Source organism: Streptomyces chisholmiae, assembly GCF_031845445.1.
In the GTDB taxonomy this organism is placed as follows: Bacteria; Actinomycetota; Actinomycetes; order Streptomycetales; family Streptomycetaceae; genus Streptomyces; species Streptomyces chisholmiae.
In genome coordinates this window covers 121753-135045 of the sequence record NZ_JAVREO010000011.1, presented here as the reverse complement: position 1 = coordinate 135045, position 13293 = coordinate 121753, and the positions used below count along the sequence as shown (strand labels likewise).

The window sequence follows — 13293 nt, the reverse complement described above, 5'->3', positions numbered from 1 at the left end:
CCGTTACGCCTCCCTTCGGGTTCGCGGGTCGAGCAGCAGGTAGATGAGGTCGGCCACCAGGTTGGCGGCCAGCACCGCGAGGGTGATGATCAGGAAGACGCCCTGCATCAGCGGGTAGTCCTTGGCGCCGACGCCCTGGAAGAGGATGTAGCCGATGCCGGGATAGGAGAAGACCATCTCCACCAGCAGGGTGCCGCCGACGATGAAGCCCAGCGAGAGCGCGAAGTTGGAGATGCTGGGCAGGATCGCGTTGCGGGCCGCGTAGGAGAACATCACCCGCCGCTCGGGCAGCCCCTTCGCCTGCGCGACCAGCACGTAGTCCTCGGCGGTGACCGAGACCATCATGTTCCGCATGCCGAGGATCCAGCCCGCTATGGCGCTCACCACGATGGTCAGGGCGGGCAGCGTGCCGTGGTAGATGGTGCTGGAGATGAACGGCCAGTCGAAGGCCGGCACCAGGCTGTTGTCGTAGCCGCCGGAGGCCGGGAAGACCGACCACTGCACGGCGAACAGCGCGATCGCGATCAGCCCCAGCCAGAAGTAGGGGATGGCCGAGAGGAACGTGGTGACCGGCAGCATGTTGTCCAGCCAGGAGCCGCGCCGCCAGCCGGCGTAGATCCCGATGCCGGTGCCCAGCAGGAAGCTGATGACGGTGGTCAGGCCCATCAGGCCCAGGGTCCACGGCAGGCTCTGCCCGATGATGTCGGAGACCCCGGTCGGGAAGTAGGTGAACGAGGTGCCCAGGTCGCCGCGGAACAGGTTGCCCCAGTAGTCGAGGTACTGGACCCAGATGGAGGACTCGTTGTCCAGGCCGAAGAGGGTGCGCAGCGAGTCGATCGCCTTGCTGTCCAACTGGCCCTGGTAGCGGGTGATCAGCGCCTGGACCGGGTCGCCCGGCATCAGCCGGGGGATGAAGAAGTTGATGGTGATGGCGGCCCAGGCGGTGAAGAGGTAGAAGCCCAGCCGCTGGAGGAGGTATCTCACGCCGACGCCTCCCGGGCCGCGGGCCGTTCGGCCGGCTCGGGGGCGTAGAGCCAGCAGGCCGCCCACTGGCCGTCCGCCAGGTCGAAGCGCGGCGGGCTCTCGGTGCGGCAGCGGGCCATCGCCTTGGGGCAGCGCGGGTGGAACCGGCAGCCGCTGGGCGGCGAGATCAGGCTCGGCGGCTCGCCCGCGGTCTCGTTCTCCCGCTCCTCGGCGACCACCTCACCACCGGCCGGGTCGGTGGCCGGGGTCGGGTCGCCGGCGACGATCCGGTCCGGGTCGGGCGCGGAGGAGGTCAGCAGCTGGGTGTAGGGGTGGGCGGGCCGCTGGGTGACGGTCTCGCTGTCGCCGCCCTCGACGAGCCGCCCGGCGTACATCACCAGCGTCTCGTCGGCGAAGTAGCGGGCCGAGGCGATGTCGTGGGTGATGTAGAGGATGGCGAGGTTCAGGCGTTCCTTCAGGTCCCGCAGCAGGTTGAGGATGCCCAGCCGGATGGAGACGTCCAGCATCGAGACCGGCTCGTCGGCCAGCAGCACCGCGGGGTCGGCGGCCATGGCGCGGGCGATGGCGACCCGCTGCCGCTGCCCGCCGGAGAGCTGGTGCGGGAAGGAGTCCAGGTAGCGCTCCGGCGGACTGAGGTGGACCCGGCCCAGCAGCTCGGCGAGGGCCTGCTCCAGCTCCGCCGGCCCCTGCCCGGCCCGGCCGTGGATGCGCAGCGCCCTGGTCAGGTGGTAGCGCACGGTGTGGGTGGGGTTGAGGGAGCCGAACGGGTCCTGGAAGATCAGCTGGACCTGCCGGCAGTAGGCGCGGAACGCGCGGCCCCGGCCGACCCGGGTCGGCCGGCCGTGCAGCAGCAGCTCGCCCGAGGTGGTCGGGTAGAGCTGGGCCAGCAGGCGGGCGATGGTGGACTTCCCGGAGCCGGACTCGCCGACGACGGCGGTGACGGAGCCCCGGCGGAGGGTGAGGGAGACGTCGTCCACCGCGTGCACGACGGGCCGCGCGCGGTCGGCGAAGTGGCGCAGGGTGCGGCGGACCGCGAAGTGCTTGCTGACGTTGCGCGCCTCCAGGACCACTTCGCCGGCGGGGGGCGGGCCGGCCTCGGCGGGGGGCGGATCGGGGGTGTGGGACATGGCGGTGGGCTTCCTGTCGTACGTCGGCGGAGGCGCCCGCCCCGCCGCCTGGGGCGAGTTGGCGACGCGGCGGGGCGGGCGGGCTGGGTGGCCGCTCGGCGGCCGTGACCTCTCGACGGCCGGCTCAGCCGTCGGCCGGCTCCAGGTTGAGCACGATCTGGAGGGCGTTGCGCTGGGTGGGCTGCGGCGGGGCGTACGGGTCCTCCTCGGTCGGCCAGCCGACCCAGTTGCGGGTGGAGAACTCGGCGCCGATGGGCGAGGCCACGGTGGGGATCATCGGCACCTCCTCGACGAAGACCCGCTGGAGTTCGTTCATCGCCTCGGTGCGGGCGGCGTCGTCGGTGGCGTTGGCGTACTCCTGGAGCGCCGCGTCGGCGACCTCGCTCTGGAAGCGGCCGAAGTTGCCGCCGGCGGAGGCCTCGCCGATCGGCTTGTAGAGGGTGCCGTCCATCACGTGCTGGTAGCTGTCGTAGGGGGTGGCGCCGCCGTTGGTCCAGTGCAGGGTGGCGTCGAAGCCGCCGGCGTCCACGGTGTTGCGCCAGCCGTCGACGGTGGCGGTCTCGACGGCGGCCTCGATGCCGATCTCGGCGAGGTTGTCGGAGATGACCGACAGCGAGGTCAGGTAGTCGGACCAGCCGGCCGGGTCGACCAGGGTCATGGTGACCGGCTCGCCCTCCGGCGTCAGCAGGGTGTCGCCCTCGTAGCCGTAGCCGTTCTCCTCCAGCAGTGCCCGCGCCGCCTCGACGTCCCGCTCGACGGTGACGCCCTGGTACTCGGGGGCCAGGAAGCTGTCGCCGGCGGGCAGCGGCAGGCCGGTGGGGCTCTCCACCACCGGGAAGGCGCCGGCGTGCCCCTGCTCGTGGATGGCCTGCCGGTCCACCGCGAGGTTCATCGCCTGCCGCAGCACGACGTCGTCGAAGGGCTCGCGCTCGGTGTTGATCCACAGGCCGTGGATGCCGAGGCCGGTGGGGAACCAGAGGTTGAAGTGCTCGGGGTCGTGCGAGAGGTAGACGTCCTCGTAGTTCGGGATGAAGACGTAGGACCACTCCAGCTCGCCGTTGGACAGCGCGGTGGTGGCCGCGTTGTTGTCGTTGTAGCTGGTGTAGCGCAGCTCCTCGACCTCGGGCAGCTCCTGCCAGTAGCTGTCCCGGCGGGTGAGGGTGACGGTCTGGGGGGTGAAGGTCTTCAACGTGTAGGGGCCGGTGCCGACCGGCTCCTGGTCCTCGTAGGTCTCCGGGTTATCGACCTGCGACCATATGTGCTCGGGAACGATAAAGGTCTGGTAGATCTTGACCTGGTTGACGAACTGCGAGGAGCCGAAGGTCAGTCGGACCTGGTTGCCGTCCTGGCTGATCTCCTCGAACGGGATGGCCCCCGTGTTCAACCCCGGGTGGTCCTTGAGCAGTTGGAAGGTGAAGGCGACGTCCTCGGCGTCGAAGGCCTCGCCGTCCGACCAGGTCGGCCCCTCCCGGACGGTGAGCACCAGCTCGGTGAACTCCTCGTTCCAGGACCACTCCTCGGCCAACCAGGGGGTGCCCTCCTGCTCGGGCGCGATGCCGTTGGTCATCACCAGCGGTTCGTAGACCACGGCGCGGTAGCCGAGCGAGGCGCCGGCCGAGGTCTCCAGCAGCGGGTTGCTGTTGTTGGCCTGCGGACCGTTGGGCATCCCCACGTTCAGCACGCCGTCGCCGCCGCCACCGTTGTTGCCCGAGCGGTTGCTGTTCGCGTCGGAACACGCCGCCAACAGCGAGAACGACAGCGCCACTCCGGTCGCCAGGGCGATGGTTCTACGGGATCGCGATTGGACTCTCACGGTTCTGCTCCCAGGTGATCTGTACGGGTGGTGAAATCTGGCCGGCACGGGCTTGGGCAGTCGGTCAGCCCGGCGCGGAGGACCTGATGACCAGTTCGGTGGGCAGCACGACGGCGTCCCGGCGCAGCGGGGTGACCCCGCGCAGGTGGTCGAGCATCCGCCGGGCCGCCGCCTCGCCCATGGCCTGCATGGGCTGGCGCACGGTGGTCAGCGACGGCTCGGTGTAGGCGGCGCTGGGGATGTCGTCGAAGCCGATGACGGCCACGTCGTCGGGCACCCGGCGGCCGGCGGCCCGCAGCGCCTGGAGGACGCCGGTGGCGCTGAGGTCGTTGTGGCAGAAGACGGAGTCGAAGGGCAGCCGCTCGGCGAGCGCGTGGTCGATGACCCGCTGACCGCAGCGGACCGTGAAGTCGCCCTCGAAGACGTGGGAGTCGGGCCGCGCCGCGCCGTGCTCGGCGAACACCCTGGCGAAGCCGTGCAGCCGGTCCTGGACACAGCCGAACTGGGCCGGCCCGGTGACCACCAGCGGCGCCCGGCGCCCGGCGGCGATCAGGTGCTGCGCGGCCGAGGCGGCGCCCTCCCGGTTGGTGGTGGCCACCGAGGGGAACGTGCCGCCCTGGCCACGATCGTCGACCAGCACCAGCGGCAGCCCCTGGTGGTGCAGCGCGGCGATGGCGCCCCTGGTGTTCTCCGGCTCGATCGCCAGCACCCCGTCGAAGGCACGGGCCGAGACCTGGCTGGTGAACTGGGCCATCGACTCCTCCCCACGGTTGCAGGTGAAGAGCAGCAGCCCGTAGCCGGCGGCCTCCAGGGTGTCGGCCACCCCCTGCAGCACCTCGCCCACCCAGGGCCAGGTGAGCGAGGGCACCAGCATGGCCAGGGTGCGGCTGTTGCCCCTGGCCAGGCCGACGGCCCGGGAGGAGGGCACGTAGCCCAGCTCGGCGATCACGGCGCGGACGCGCTCCGCGGTCTCGGCGTCCACCTCGCCCTTGCCGTTGAGCACGCGCGAGACGGTGGTCTTGCTGACCGCCGCGTTTCGGGCGACATCGGCGATGGTGACACGCATGGGGGAAGCTCCTCGGCACGCTGAGCGAAGGCTGCCGCAGGCATGCGGCGGCAGCGCCGACACCGGTCCCGGAACCGGTTCCGGCGATGTTGCGTGGGAGTTAATCGTCTAGACCAAGTGGCGTCAATACGTCGCGCCAAGGTCTTTTGACGCGCGATCAAGGCCGGTTATCCCTTCAAGAGTTGAAGGGGGAAATCGATACACCAGCCCTGACCTGGCGGTGCGGTGTCATGGTCACATATCCAGGACGCGCCCACCGGGTCGGCCATTTGACGGACTCGGAGGCGGCCGGCGGCCCCGCCAACCCGCGCCCGCCCCCGGACGCTGGCAGCGTGCCGACGGGGGACACGTCCGCCGGGCCGAGGGAGCGCGCGATGCAGATTGGTTACAAGCTGGCGGCGGAGGCCTTCGGCCCCGCCGAGCTGGTGCGGCAGGCGGAGCTGGCCGAACGGGCCGGCTTCGACTTCGTGGAGATCAGCGACCACTTCCACCCCTGGCTGGACGTGCAGGGCCACTCCCCGTTCGCCTGGGCCGTGCTCGGCACCATCGCCGCCCGCACCGAGCGCATCGAGCTGGCCACCGGCGTCACCTGCCCCACCGTGCGCTACCACCCGGCCGTGATCGCCCAGGCCGCCGCCACCCTGGCGCTGCTCTCGGACGGCCGCTTCACCCTCGGCGTTGGCTCGGGCGAGCGGCTCAACGAGCACGTGGTCGGGCTGGAGTTCCCCGACTCGGTGCAGGTCCGGCAGCAGTTGCTGCGGGAGGCGCTGGAGATCATCGGGCTGCTCTGGCAGGGCGGCTACCGCTCCTACGAGGGCCAGCACCTGCGCCTTGAGGACGCCCGGATCTTCGACCTGCCGCCCACGCCGCCACGGCTGGCGGTGGCGGCCGGCGGCGCCGACGCGGCCCGGATCGCCGCCGAGTTGGGCAGCGCGCTGTTCGCCACCGAGCCGCGCGGCGAGCTGGTCGACGCCTACCGGGAGGCCGGCGGCGACGGGCCGCGCTACGTCGAGATGTCCGTCTCCTACGCCGTGGACGAGGCGGAGGCGGTGCGCACCGCGCTGACCAACAACCGCTGGGCGGTGACCGGTTGGAAGGTGATGAGCGAGCTGCCCAACCCGGTCAACTTCGACGCGGCCACCACCACCGTCCGGGAGAGCGACATCCGCGAGCAGTTCGCCTGCGGCGCGGACCTCGACCGCTACCTGGCGGTGGCACAGCCGTTCGTGGACGCCGGCTTCGACCGACTGGTGCTGATGAACGCCGGGCCCGACCCGGACGCCTTCATCGACTTCTACCAGCGGGAGCTGGACGGCCCGTTGCGCGCGCTGACCCCCGGCGGGCGCTGACCCGCGCGGCCGGCGCCCGCCGCCCCGGGCGCCGGCGCCGCTCAGCGCGCGGTCTCCGTGTGCCACAGCACCGTGCCGTCGGCCGCCCGGACCGCCACGTCGCCGTCGGCGCCGACCACCAGCACCGCCCCCGGGTTCCCCTCGGTCGGCGTCGCCCAGACCGCGTTGTTCTCCGCGTCCACCAGGACCAGCCGCCCGTCCGCCCAGAACTCGGCCCGGCCGGCGACCCCACCGGTGTAGCCCGCCTCCCAGCGGACCTCCTCCCGCTCGTCGCGGACCCTGAGGTCGCCGTCCACCTCGAACCTGAGCCGGGCCGAGCCTGAGCTGACCACCTCGCCCCGACGCAGCACCAACGGCGCCGCCAGCACCCGGTCCACCGGCTCCCCGCCGACCGGCACCTCCCCGGCCGCCAGCATCCGCAGCGCGCTCAGCGAGGGCGCGAAGGCGTAGAGCGCGCCCTCGGTCCGCACGAACTGCCGCAGCGCCAACCGCACCGTGCTGTCCGGCGAGCCGTGCACCGGATAGGCGATCTCGCCGTCCCGCCCGATGACCCCGTCCCGGCCCACCGGCTCGGCCCGCTCGGGGAAGTCGTCCGCGTCGATCCAGGAGCGCTGGATGAACTCGAACTGGGCCACCAGATCGCCCTGGTAGGCGACGAAGACCAGGCCGCGGGGCGCGTCGGGGCCGTTCTCCGCGCCACCCGTCGGGTCGAAGCGCTCCCCGAACGGCACCCCGCGGCGGATGATCCGCCGACCGTCCAACGCGCCCTGGAGCGCGACCGGTTCGCCGTCCTCCAGCCGCGCCAGCAGGCCGTCGCGCGGATTGGTCTTGCGCAGGTGGGCGCAGAGCGGCACCACCCGGCCCAACTGGTCGTCGCCGTAGGCGATGTCGTTGTCCGCGTCGGTCTCCGGGTCAGCGTGCGGGTCCGCGTCGGGATGCTTGGCCACCGGCGCGCCCGAGCGCCACCGGCCCATCAGCCGGGCGGCCAACCACTCGCTGGTCGCCTCCGCCGGCACCGCCCCTCGCTCGCGCAGCTCGGCCACCGCGTCGCCCAGCTGCGCCCACCAGCCGGGCACGTCCTGCCCGAGCCGGCGCACCACCTGGAAGGAGCCGTCCCGCATCCACTCCGGCAGCCAGTCGGGCAGCCGGTGGTCCTTGGGGTGGCCGACCAGGAACTCGCCGGGCGCGATGATCCGGGTGCCGGGCTTGCCGAGCTGCTGGTCCGGGTGGTCCGGGTCCGGCTCGTCGAAGTCCCGCACGCCGGGCTGGCTGATGCCGTCCTTGAAGCCGAAGTGCTCCCGGCCCCGCAGGCTGCCGGCCAGCGTGCCGGCCGGCTGCTCGAAGGTGACGGTCAGCCCGTGCTTCTCGGCCGCCGACCGCTCCTCGGCGAGCGCCCCGGCCAGCTCCTCGGCGCGGTCCGCCGCCAGGGTCAGCACCGCGTGCACCGTCGGCTGCCCCGGCCCGCCGAAGAGCCACCGGTCGGGGGCGCTGGGCCCGGTGTCGCCGAGCAGCTCGGCGCGCTCGGCCGGGCCCTGCCGGAACGCCTCCTGGGTGGTGCCCCGGGGCACGTCCGGGTAGGGCTCGCCGCCGACCAGCTCGCCCAGCCCGGCGTGGGTGAAGCTCAGCGCCCGCCAGGTGGCGTGCGCACGAGCCGGGTCGACGCCGGAGCGGGCCCGCCTGGCGCGGCTGAAGTCCCGGTTGAACTCGGCGACGTCCCGGGTGTTCGCCACCCGGCGGCGCACCTGGTTCAGCCAGCTCCTGGCCTGGTCACGGCCGGGGAAGGTGAGCAGCAGCAGATGGACGTGGTCCTTCTTGAAGCCGGCCAGGACGTCGCCCTGGATCTCGGTGCTGCGACGCAGCGGCAGACCGTCGGGCTCCGGCCCCGGCTCCGGCTCCCGGCCCTGGGCGGGCAGCAGGCCGGCGGCGGCCGGGGCGTGGGATGGATCGGTCGAGTGCGGCATGGGCTCTCCGGAAGTGGGCACGGTTGGCGGTCCCTGGCAGGCGGAGGCGTCCCCCCGCGCCCTGGGAAGCTACCGACGGGCACACCGGAATAGACCGTTCCGCCACGGAGACCACCCCTTCGGGGAGAGCCGCGTTGACGCGCCGGTCAACCGGGGCGTGACGGCTCGGCGCGAAGCGGCCGGGCGGCCGGGGTTTTCCGCCGCCGGCACCGGTTACTCGGGGCGCGTGTCGGACGCCTGGCGCCTGCCGGGCCGACCCGGCCACGCACAGCGCCACGAGCAGCCGAGCGACGGAAAGAACGGTGGACCAGGACATGCGTATCGCGTTTCTCACCGCGCACGAGGGCGTCGAGCAGGTGGAGCTGACGGAGCCGTGGCGCGCGGTGGCGGCCACCGGCGAGACCCCGCAGCTGATCTCCACCCGCGCCGGGACCGTGCAGGCGTTCAACCACCTGGACAAGGCCGACACGTTCCCGGTGGACGGCACCGTGGCGGACGTCTCCCCTGAGGAGTTCGACGCCCTGGTGCTGCCCGGCGGCGTGGCCAACCCGGACGCCCTGCGCACCGACCCGCGGGCGGTGGCGTTCGCCCGGGCGTTCTTCGACGCCGACAAGCCGGTCGCGGCCATCTGTCACGCCCCGTGGACGCTGATCGAGGCGGACGTGGTGCGCGACCGGACACTGACCTCCTGGCCGTCCCTCCAGACCGACCTGCGGAACGCGGGCGCCCACTGGGTGGACGAGCCGGTGCAGGTGTGCCTGGCCGACAGCGGGCCGCTGGTCACCAGCCGCAAACCGGACGACCTGCCGTACTTCAACGAGGCGATGCTGCGCGAGTTCGGCCGGATCGCCGCCTGACCGCCGTACGGTCGCGACCACGCCGGAGGACGTCATGAATCTCGGATTTCTCACCCCCCTGCTGCACCAGCCCGGCCCCTGGGCCTCGGTGTACTTCAACACCTCGGAGATCGCCGAGGACGCGGTGCCGCAGCTGGCGCTCCAGGCCCGGGCCGCCGCCGACCAGCTCGCCGCGCAGGGCGCCGACCAGGAGACCTGCCGGGCGGTCCACACGGCGCTGACCGACCTGGACCGGTACGAGGCCGGGCACGCCCTGTTCGCCACCGACGGCCGGGTGGTGCTGGACATCCCGCTGACCGCTCCCCCGCCGTCGCCGCCGCTGACCGAGTGGGGCCCGCTGCCCAGGCTGGGGCCGATCCTCGACTTCGGGGAGCGGCGCCCGCCCACGCTGGTCGCGTTCGTCGACCGGAAGGGGGCGGACCTCCAGTACCGCGGCACGCACGGCCGGCCACGCCCGCTGGACGAGGTGCGGGGCCGGGAGTGGCCGATCCACCGCACCGGCCGGATCGACTGGTCGGAGCGCCACTTCGAGCTGGCGGTGGAGAACACCTGGGAGGAGAACGCCCGGCTGATCGCCCAGACGCTCGCCGAGGACGCGGCCCGCACCGGCGCCGAGCTGCTGGTGCTGGCCGGCGACGCCCGCGAGCGGCGGGCCGTCTTCGACCAGCTGCCGGAGCCGCTGCGGGCCATCACCGTGGAGAGCGAGTACGGCGGCCGGGCCGCCGGGGCCCGCCCCGAACGGCTGGAGACGGAGGTCGCCGAGGCCAGGACGGCACGGGACACCCGGCGGGCGGCCGAGCTGTACGACCGCTTCCTGGCCGGGCGGGTGCCGACGGAGGAGCGCCGGGTGGACGCCGTGGAGGGCGTGCCGGCGCTGCTGGCGGCGGCCAGGGAGCACCGGATCGACACCCTGCTCGTCCGGCTGGACGGCCCCGACCTGCACCGGGACGTGTGGATCGGCGAGGAGCCCGACCAACTGGCGGTGCGCCGCTCGGAGTCGCAGTACCTGGGCGAGCCGGACCCGCTGGCGGCCCGCGCGGACGACGCGCTGCTGCGTTCGGTGGCGGCCACCGACGCGGACGTGATCGTGGTGGCCGGGAGCAGCCCGGAGGACGGGCCGGTGGTGGCCACCGAAGGACTGCCGGCCGGCGGCCTGGGCGCGCTGCTGCGCTGGCCGTACCGGGACGGGGTGCCGGACGGCGGGCACCGCGCGCCCGGCTGACCACGCGCGACACGGGCCGGCGCACCCGCCGGTTAGGCCGCCCGCGTCCGGGTACCCGGGCGCGGGCGGCCCGACGCGCGGGCCCGAGCAGACAGCCGCCGACCGCGGGAGGCAGGGGCAGATGACATCCGCAGACCTAGACCTGGCCGAGCTGGGGCAGCAGCTCCGGGTGGACGCGGTCCGCGCCACCTCGTCCGCCCACTCGGGGCACGCCACCTCGTCCATGTCGGCCGCCGACCTGATGGCGGTGCTGCTGGCCAGGCACCTGTCGTACGACTTCGACTGGCCGGAACACCCGGGCAACGACCGGCTGATCCTTTCCAAGGGGCATGCCTCACCGCTGCTGTACGCCGCCTACCGGGCGGCGGGCGTGGTCAGCGAGGAGGAGCTGATGTCGTTCCGCACCCTGGGCAGCCGGCTTGAGGGGCACCCGACCCCGCGGCTGCCGTGGGTGGACGTCGCCACCGGCTCACTCGGGCAGGGCCTGCCGATCGGCGTCGGCGTGGCGCTGGCCGGGGAACGGCTGGGCGAGTCGGAATCCCGGGTGTGGGTGCTGTGCGGGGACAGCGAGCTGGCCGAGGGCTCGGTGTGGGAGGCGTTCGAGCACGCCGGCTACGAGCGGCTGGCCAGCCTGACCGCGATCCTGGACATCAACCGGCTGGGCCAGCGCGGCCCGACCCGGCACGAGTGGGACCTGGACGCTTACGCGCGCCGCATCCGCGCCTTCGACTGGCACACCGTCGAGGTGGACGGGCACGACCCGGCGGCGGTCGACGCGGCCTACGCGGAGGCGAAGCGGGTCACCGACCGGCCCACCGCGATCCTGGCCCGCACCCGCAAGGGGCGCGGGGTCAAGGCGGTGGAGGACCTGGAGGGGCACCACGGCAAGCCGGTGCCGGACGAGGCCGAGGCGGTGGCCGAGCTGGGCGGGGTGCGCGACCTGCGGGTCGAGGTGGCCCGACCGGCGGCGACCACGGTGCCGCGCCCGCCGGGCGGGCCGCGGATCGAGCTGCCCGCGTACACCGTCGGCGACCGGGTGGCCACCCGGGACGCCTACGGCGAGGCGCTGGCCGCGCTCGGCTCGGCGCGGCCCGAGGTGGTGGCGCTGGACGGCGAGGTGGGCGACTCCACCCGGGCCGAGTTCTTCGCCAAGCGCCATCCGGACCGGTACTTCGAGTGCTACATCGCGGAACAGGAGCTGGTGGCCGCCTCGGTCGGGATGGCGGTGCGCGGCTGGCTGCCGTTCGCCTCGACCTTCGCCGCGTTCTTCACCCGCGCCCACGACTTCCTGCGGATGGCCGCGGTGAGCGGGGTCGGGCTGTGTCTGGCCGGCTCGCACGCCGGGGTGGCGATCGGCGAGGACGGGCCGTCCCAGATGGGCCTGGAGGACCTGGCGATGTTCCGCGCGCTGTACGGCGCCACGGTGCTCTACCCCTGCGACGCCAACCAGACCGCGCAGCTGGTCGCGGAGCTGGTCGGCGAGAGCGGGCTGCGCTACCTGCGCACCTCGCGCGGCGCCGACCCGGTGCTCTACGGCCCTGACGAACGGTTCCCGATTGGCGGCAGCAAACTGCTGCGCTCCTCCCAGGACGACCGGCTGACCGTGGTCGCCGCCGGGGTGACCGTGCACGAGGCGCTGCGCGCCGCCGACGAGTTGGCCGAGGAGGGCGTGCCGGTGCGGGTGATCGACCTGTACTCGGTCCGGCCGGTGGACGCGGCGGGGCTGCGGGAGGCGGCCGAGGCGACCGGCTGCCTGCTGACCGTGGAGGACCACCGGCACGCCGGCGGCCTGGGGGACGCGGTGCTTGAGGCGTTCTCGGACGGCCGGCCGGTGCCCCGGCTGCTGCGGCTGGCGGTGGACTCGATGCCCGGCTCGGCCACGCCGGAGCAGCAGCTGCGGGCCGCCGGCATCAACGCGGGCGCCATCGCCACCGCGGCCCGCCAGTACCTCGCCGGCTACGGCGGCTGAGCTGCGGCGGCCCCCGGGGAAAGTCGGTGGAACGGTCGAGGCGCGCGGGTCTATAGTCGCCGGGCTACTGATCCATCCGGGTGAACGAGGTGTATTGATGACGGTCCGCGCAGCGGCCGCCGACTCCGGTCGGCGCGCCCCCACGAACGCCATGACCTCAGCAACCCTAAGGATCACCTCTCGTGGATCTGCCACGTATCTTCACCATTCGCGAAAGTAGCCACCGCATCCACAACCCGTTCACCCCCGGCAAGCTCGCCGCCCTGGGCCAGGCACTGCACCTGCCGCCCGGGACCCGGGTGCTCGACCTGGCCAGTGGATCGGGCGAGATGCTGTGCACCTGGGCCCGTGACCACGGCTTCACCGGGACCGGGGTGGACATCAGCAGCAGGGGCGTCGAGAAGGCGCGGGCCCGCGCCGCCGAGCTCGACGTCGCCGACCGGGTCACCTTCGTACACGACGACGCCGCCGGCTTCGTCGCGGACGAGCCCGTCGATCTCGCCGCCTGCGTCGGCGCCACCTGGATCGGGGGCGGTGTCGCCGGCACCGTCGAGCTGCTGGCCAGGAGCCTGCGGCCCGGCGGCCTGATGCTGATCGGCGAGCCGTACTGGCGCCGGGAGGTGCCCGACGAGGCGACCGCCCGGGCCTGCCACGCCACCGCCAGGGCCGACTTCCTGCCGCTGCCGGGGTTGGTCGAGCAGTTCGGCGCTCTCGGGTACGACGTCGTGGAGATGATGCTGGCCTCGCAGGACAGCTGGGACCGTTACCAGGCGGCCCAGTGGCTCAACCTGCGGCGCTGGCTCGACGCGCATCCCGACGACGAACTGGCCGAGGAGGTGCGGGCCGAGCTGACCACCGAGCCCGTGCGGTACACGCGCTACCAGCGCGAGTACCTCGGCTGGGGAGTCTTCGCCCTGATGGGCCGCTGACGGCCCGATGAGCGCG

At 73.3% G+C, this 13293-nt stretch carries 10 protein-coding genes; 5 read left to right on the top strand and 5 right to left on the bottom strand.

Annotated features, from left to right (window positions below; all coding sequences use genetic code 11):
- Positions 1 to 3: 3 nt before the first annotated feature.
- From RM844_RS19330 to RM844_RS19315, 4 genes are all read right to left on the bottom strand, one after another.
- Positions 4 to 984 carry an ABC transporter permease gene (locus RM844_RS19330; protein WP_311668529.1) on the bottom strand — a complete coding sequence of 327 codons (981 nt, stop codon included), beginning with the start codon at positions 982 to 984 and terminating at the stop codon, positions 4 to 6.
- Complete coding sequence (locus RM844_RS19325) at positions 981 to 2111, bottom strand: ABC transporter ATP-binding protein (RefSeq protein WP_311668528.1); 1131 nt, start codon at positions 2109 to 2111, stop codon at positions 981 to 983. Before RM844_RS19325 ends, RM844_RS19330 begins: the two co-directional genes overlap by 4 nt.
- Before the next feature lie 124 nt (positions 2112 to 2235).
- The gene (locus RM844_RS19320; RefSeq protein WP_311668527.1) at positions 2236 to 3924 is read right to left on the bottom strand and encodes an ABC transporter substrate-binding protein; all 1689 of its coding nucleotides are present in this window, start codon (positions 3922 to 3924) and stop codon (positions 2236 to 2238) included.
- A gap of 64 nt (positions 3925 to 3988) precedes the next feature.
- Positions 3989 to 4990 (bottom strand): LacI family DNA-binding transcriptional regulator, encoded by a 1002-nt coding sequence (locus RM844_RS19315; RefSeq protein ID WP_311668526.1) that lies wholly within the window; start codon positions 4988 to 4990, stop codon positions 3989 to 3991.
- A 374-nt stretch (positions 4991 to 5364) separates the two neighbouring features.
- Here RM844_RS19315 and RM844_RS19310 point away from each other — a divergent pair, with 374 nt between their 5' ends.
- Positions 5365 to 6339: a TIGR03557 family F420-dependent LLM class oxidoreductase gene (locus RM844_RS19310; RefSeq protein ID WP_311668525.1), complete on the top strand. Its 975-nt coding sequence runs from the start codon at positions 5365 to 5367 to the stop codon at positions 6337 to 6339.
- Positions 6340 to 6380: 41 nt separating this feature from the next.
- Here the strand turns inward: RM844_RS19310 and RM844_RS19305 are convergent, their stop codons facing one another.
- The gene (locus RM844_RS19305) at positions 6381 to 8300 is read right to left on the bottom strand and encodes a Dyp-type peroxidase (protein WP_311668524.1); all 1920 of its coding nucleotides are present in this window, start codon (positions 8298 to 8300) and stop codon (positions 6381 to 6383) included.
- Positions 8301 to 8614: 314 nt separating this feature from the next.
- Here RM844_RS19305 and RM844_RS19300 point away from each other — a divergent pair, with 314 nt between their 5' ends.
- From RM844_RS19300 to RM844_RS19285, 4 genes are all read left to right on the top strand, one after another.
- Positions 8615 to 9157 (top strand): type 1 glutamine amidotransferase domain-containing protein, encoded by a 543-nt coding sequence (locus RM844_RS19300; protein ID WP_311668523.1) that lies wholly within the window; start codon positions 8615 to 8617, stop codon positions 9155 to 9157.
- Positions 9158 to 9191: 34 nt separating this feature from the next.
- The gene (locus RM844_RS19295; RefSeq protein ID WP_311668522.1) at positions 9192 to 10379 is read left to right on the top strand and encodes a baeRF2 domain-containing protein; all 1188 of its coding nucleotides are present in this window, start codon (positions 9192 to 9194) and stop codon (positions 10377 to 10379) included.
- Positions 10380 to 10500: 121 nt separating this feature from the next.
- A complete protein-coding gene (locus RM844_RS19290; RefSeq protein ID WP_311668521.1) occupies positions 10501 to 12348 on the top strand; it encodes a transketolase in 1848 nt (615 codons plus the stop codon).
- A 182-nt stretch (positions 12349 to 12530) separates the two neighbouring features.
- On the top strand, positions 12531 to 13277 hold the full coding sequence (locus RM844_RS19285) for an SAM-dependent methyltransferase (protein WP_311668520.1): 747 nt from the start codon (positions 12531 to 12533) through the stop codon (positions 13275 to 13277).
- Positions 13278 to 13293: the final 16 nt, after the last annotated feature.

Bases quoted from the DNA above. Each gene is read 5' to 3' on its own strand.
- RM844_RS19305 (WP_311668524.1), bottom strand. From the start codon at position 8,300: ATGCCGCACTCGACCGATCCATCCCACGCCCCGGCCGCCGCCGGCCTG.
- RM844_RS19310 (WP_311668525.1), top strand. From the start codon at position 5,365: ATGCAGATTGGTTACAAGCTGGCGGCGGAGGCCTTCGGCCCCGCCGAG.
- RM844_RS19325 (WP_311668528.1), bottom strand. From the start codon at position 2,111: ATGTCCCACACCCCCGATCCGCCCCCCGCCGAGGCCGGCCCGCCCCCC.
- RM844_RS19290 (WP_311668521.1), top strand. From the start codon at position 10,501: ATGACATCCGCAGACCTAGACCTGGCCGAGCTGGGGCAGCAGCTCCGG.
- RM844_RS19300 (WP_311668523.1), top strand. From the start codon at position 8,615: ATGCGTATCGCGTTTCTCACCGCGCACGAGGGCGTCGAGCAGGTGGAG.
- RM844_RS19295 (WP_311668522.1), top strand. From the start codon at position 9,192: ATGAATCTCGGATTTCTCACCCCCCTGCTGCACCAGCCCGGCCCCTGG.
- RM844_RS19315 (WP_311668526.1), bottom strand. From the start codon at position 4,990: ATGCGTGTCACCATCGCCGATGTCGCCCGAAACGCGGCGGTCAGCAAG.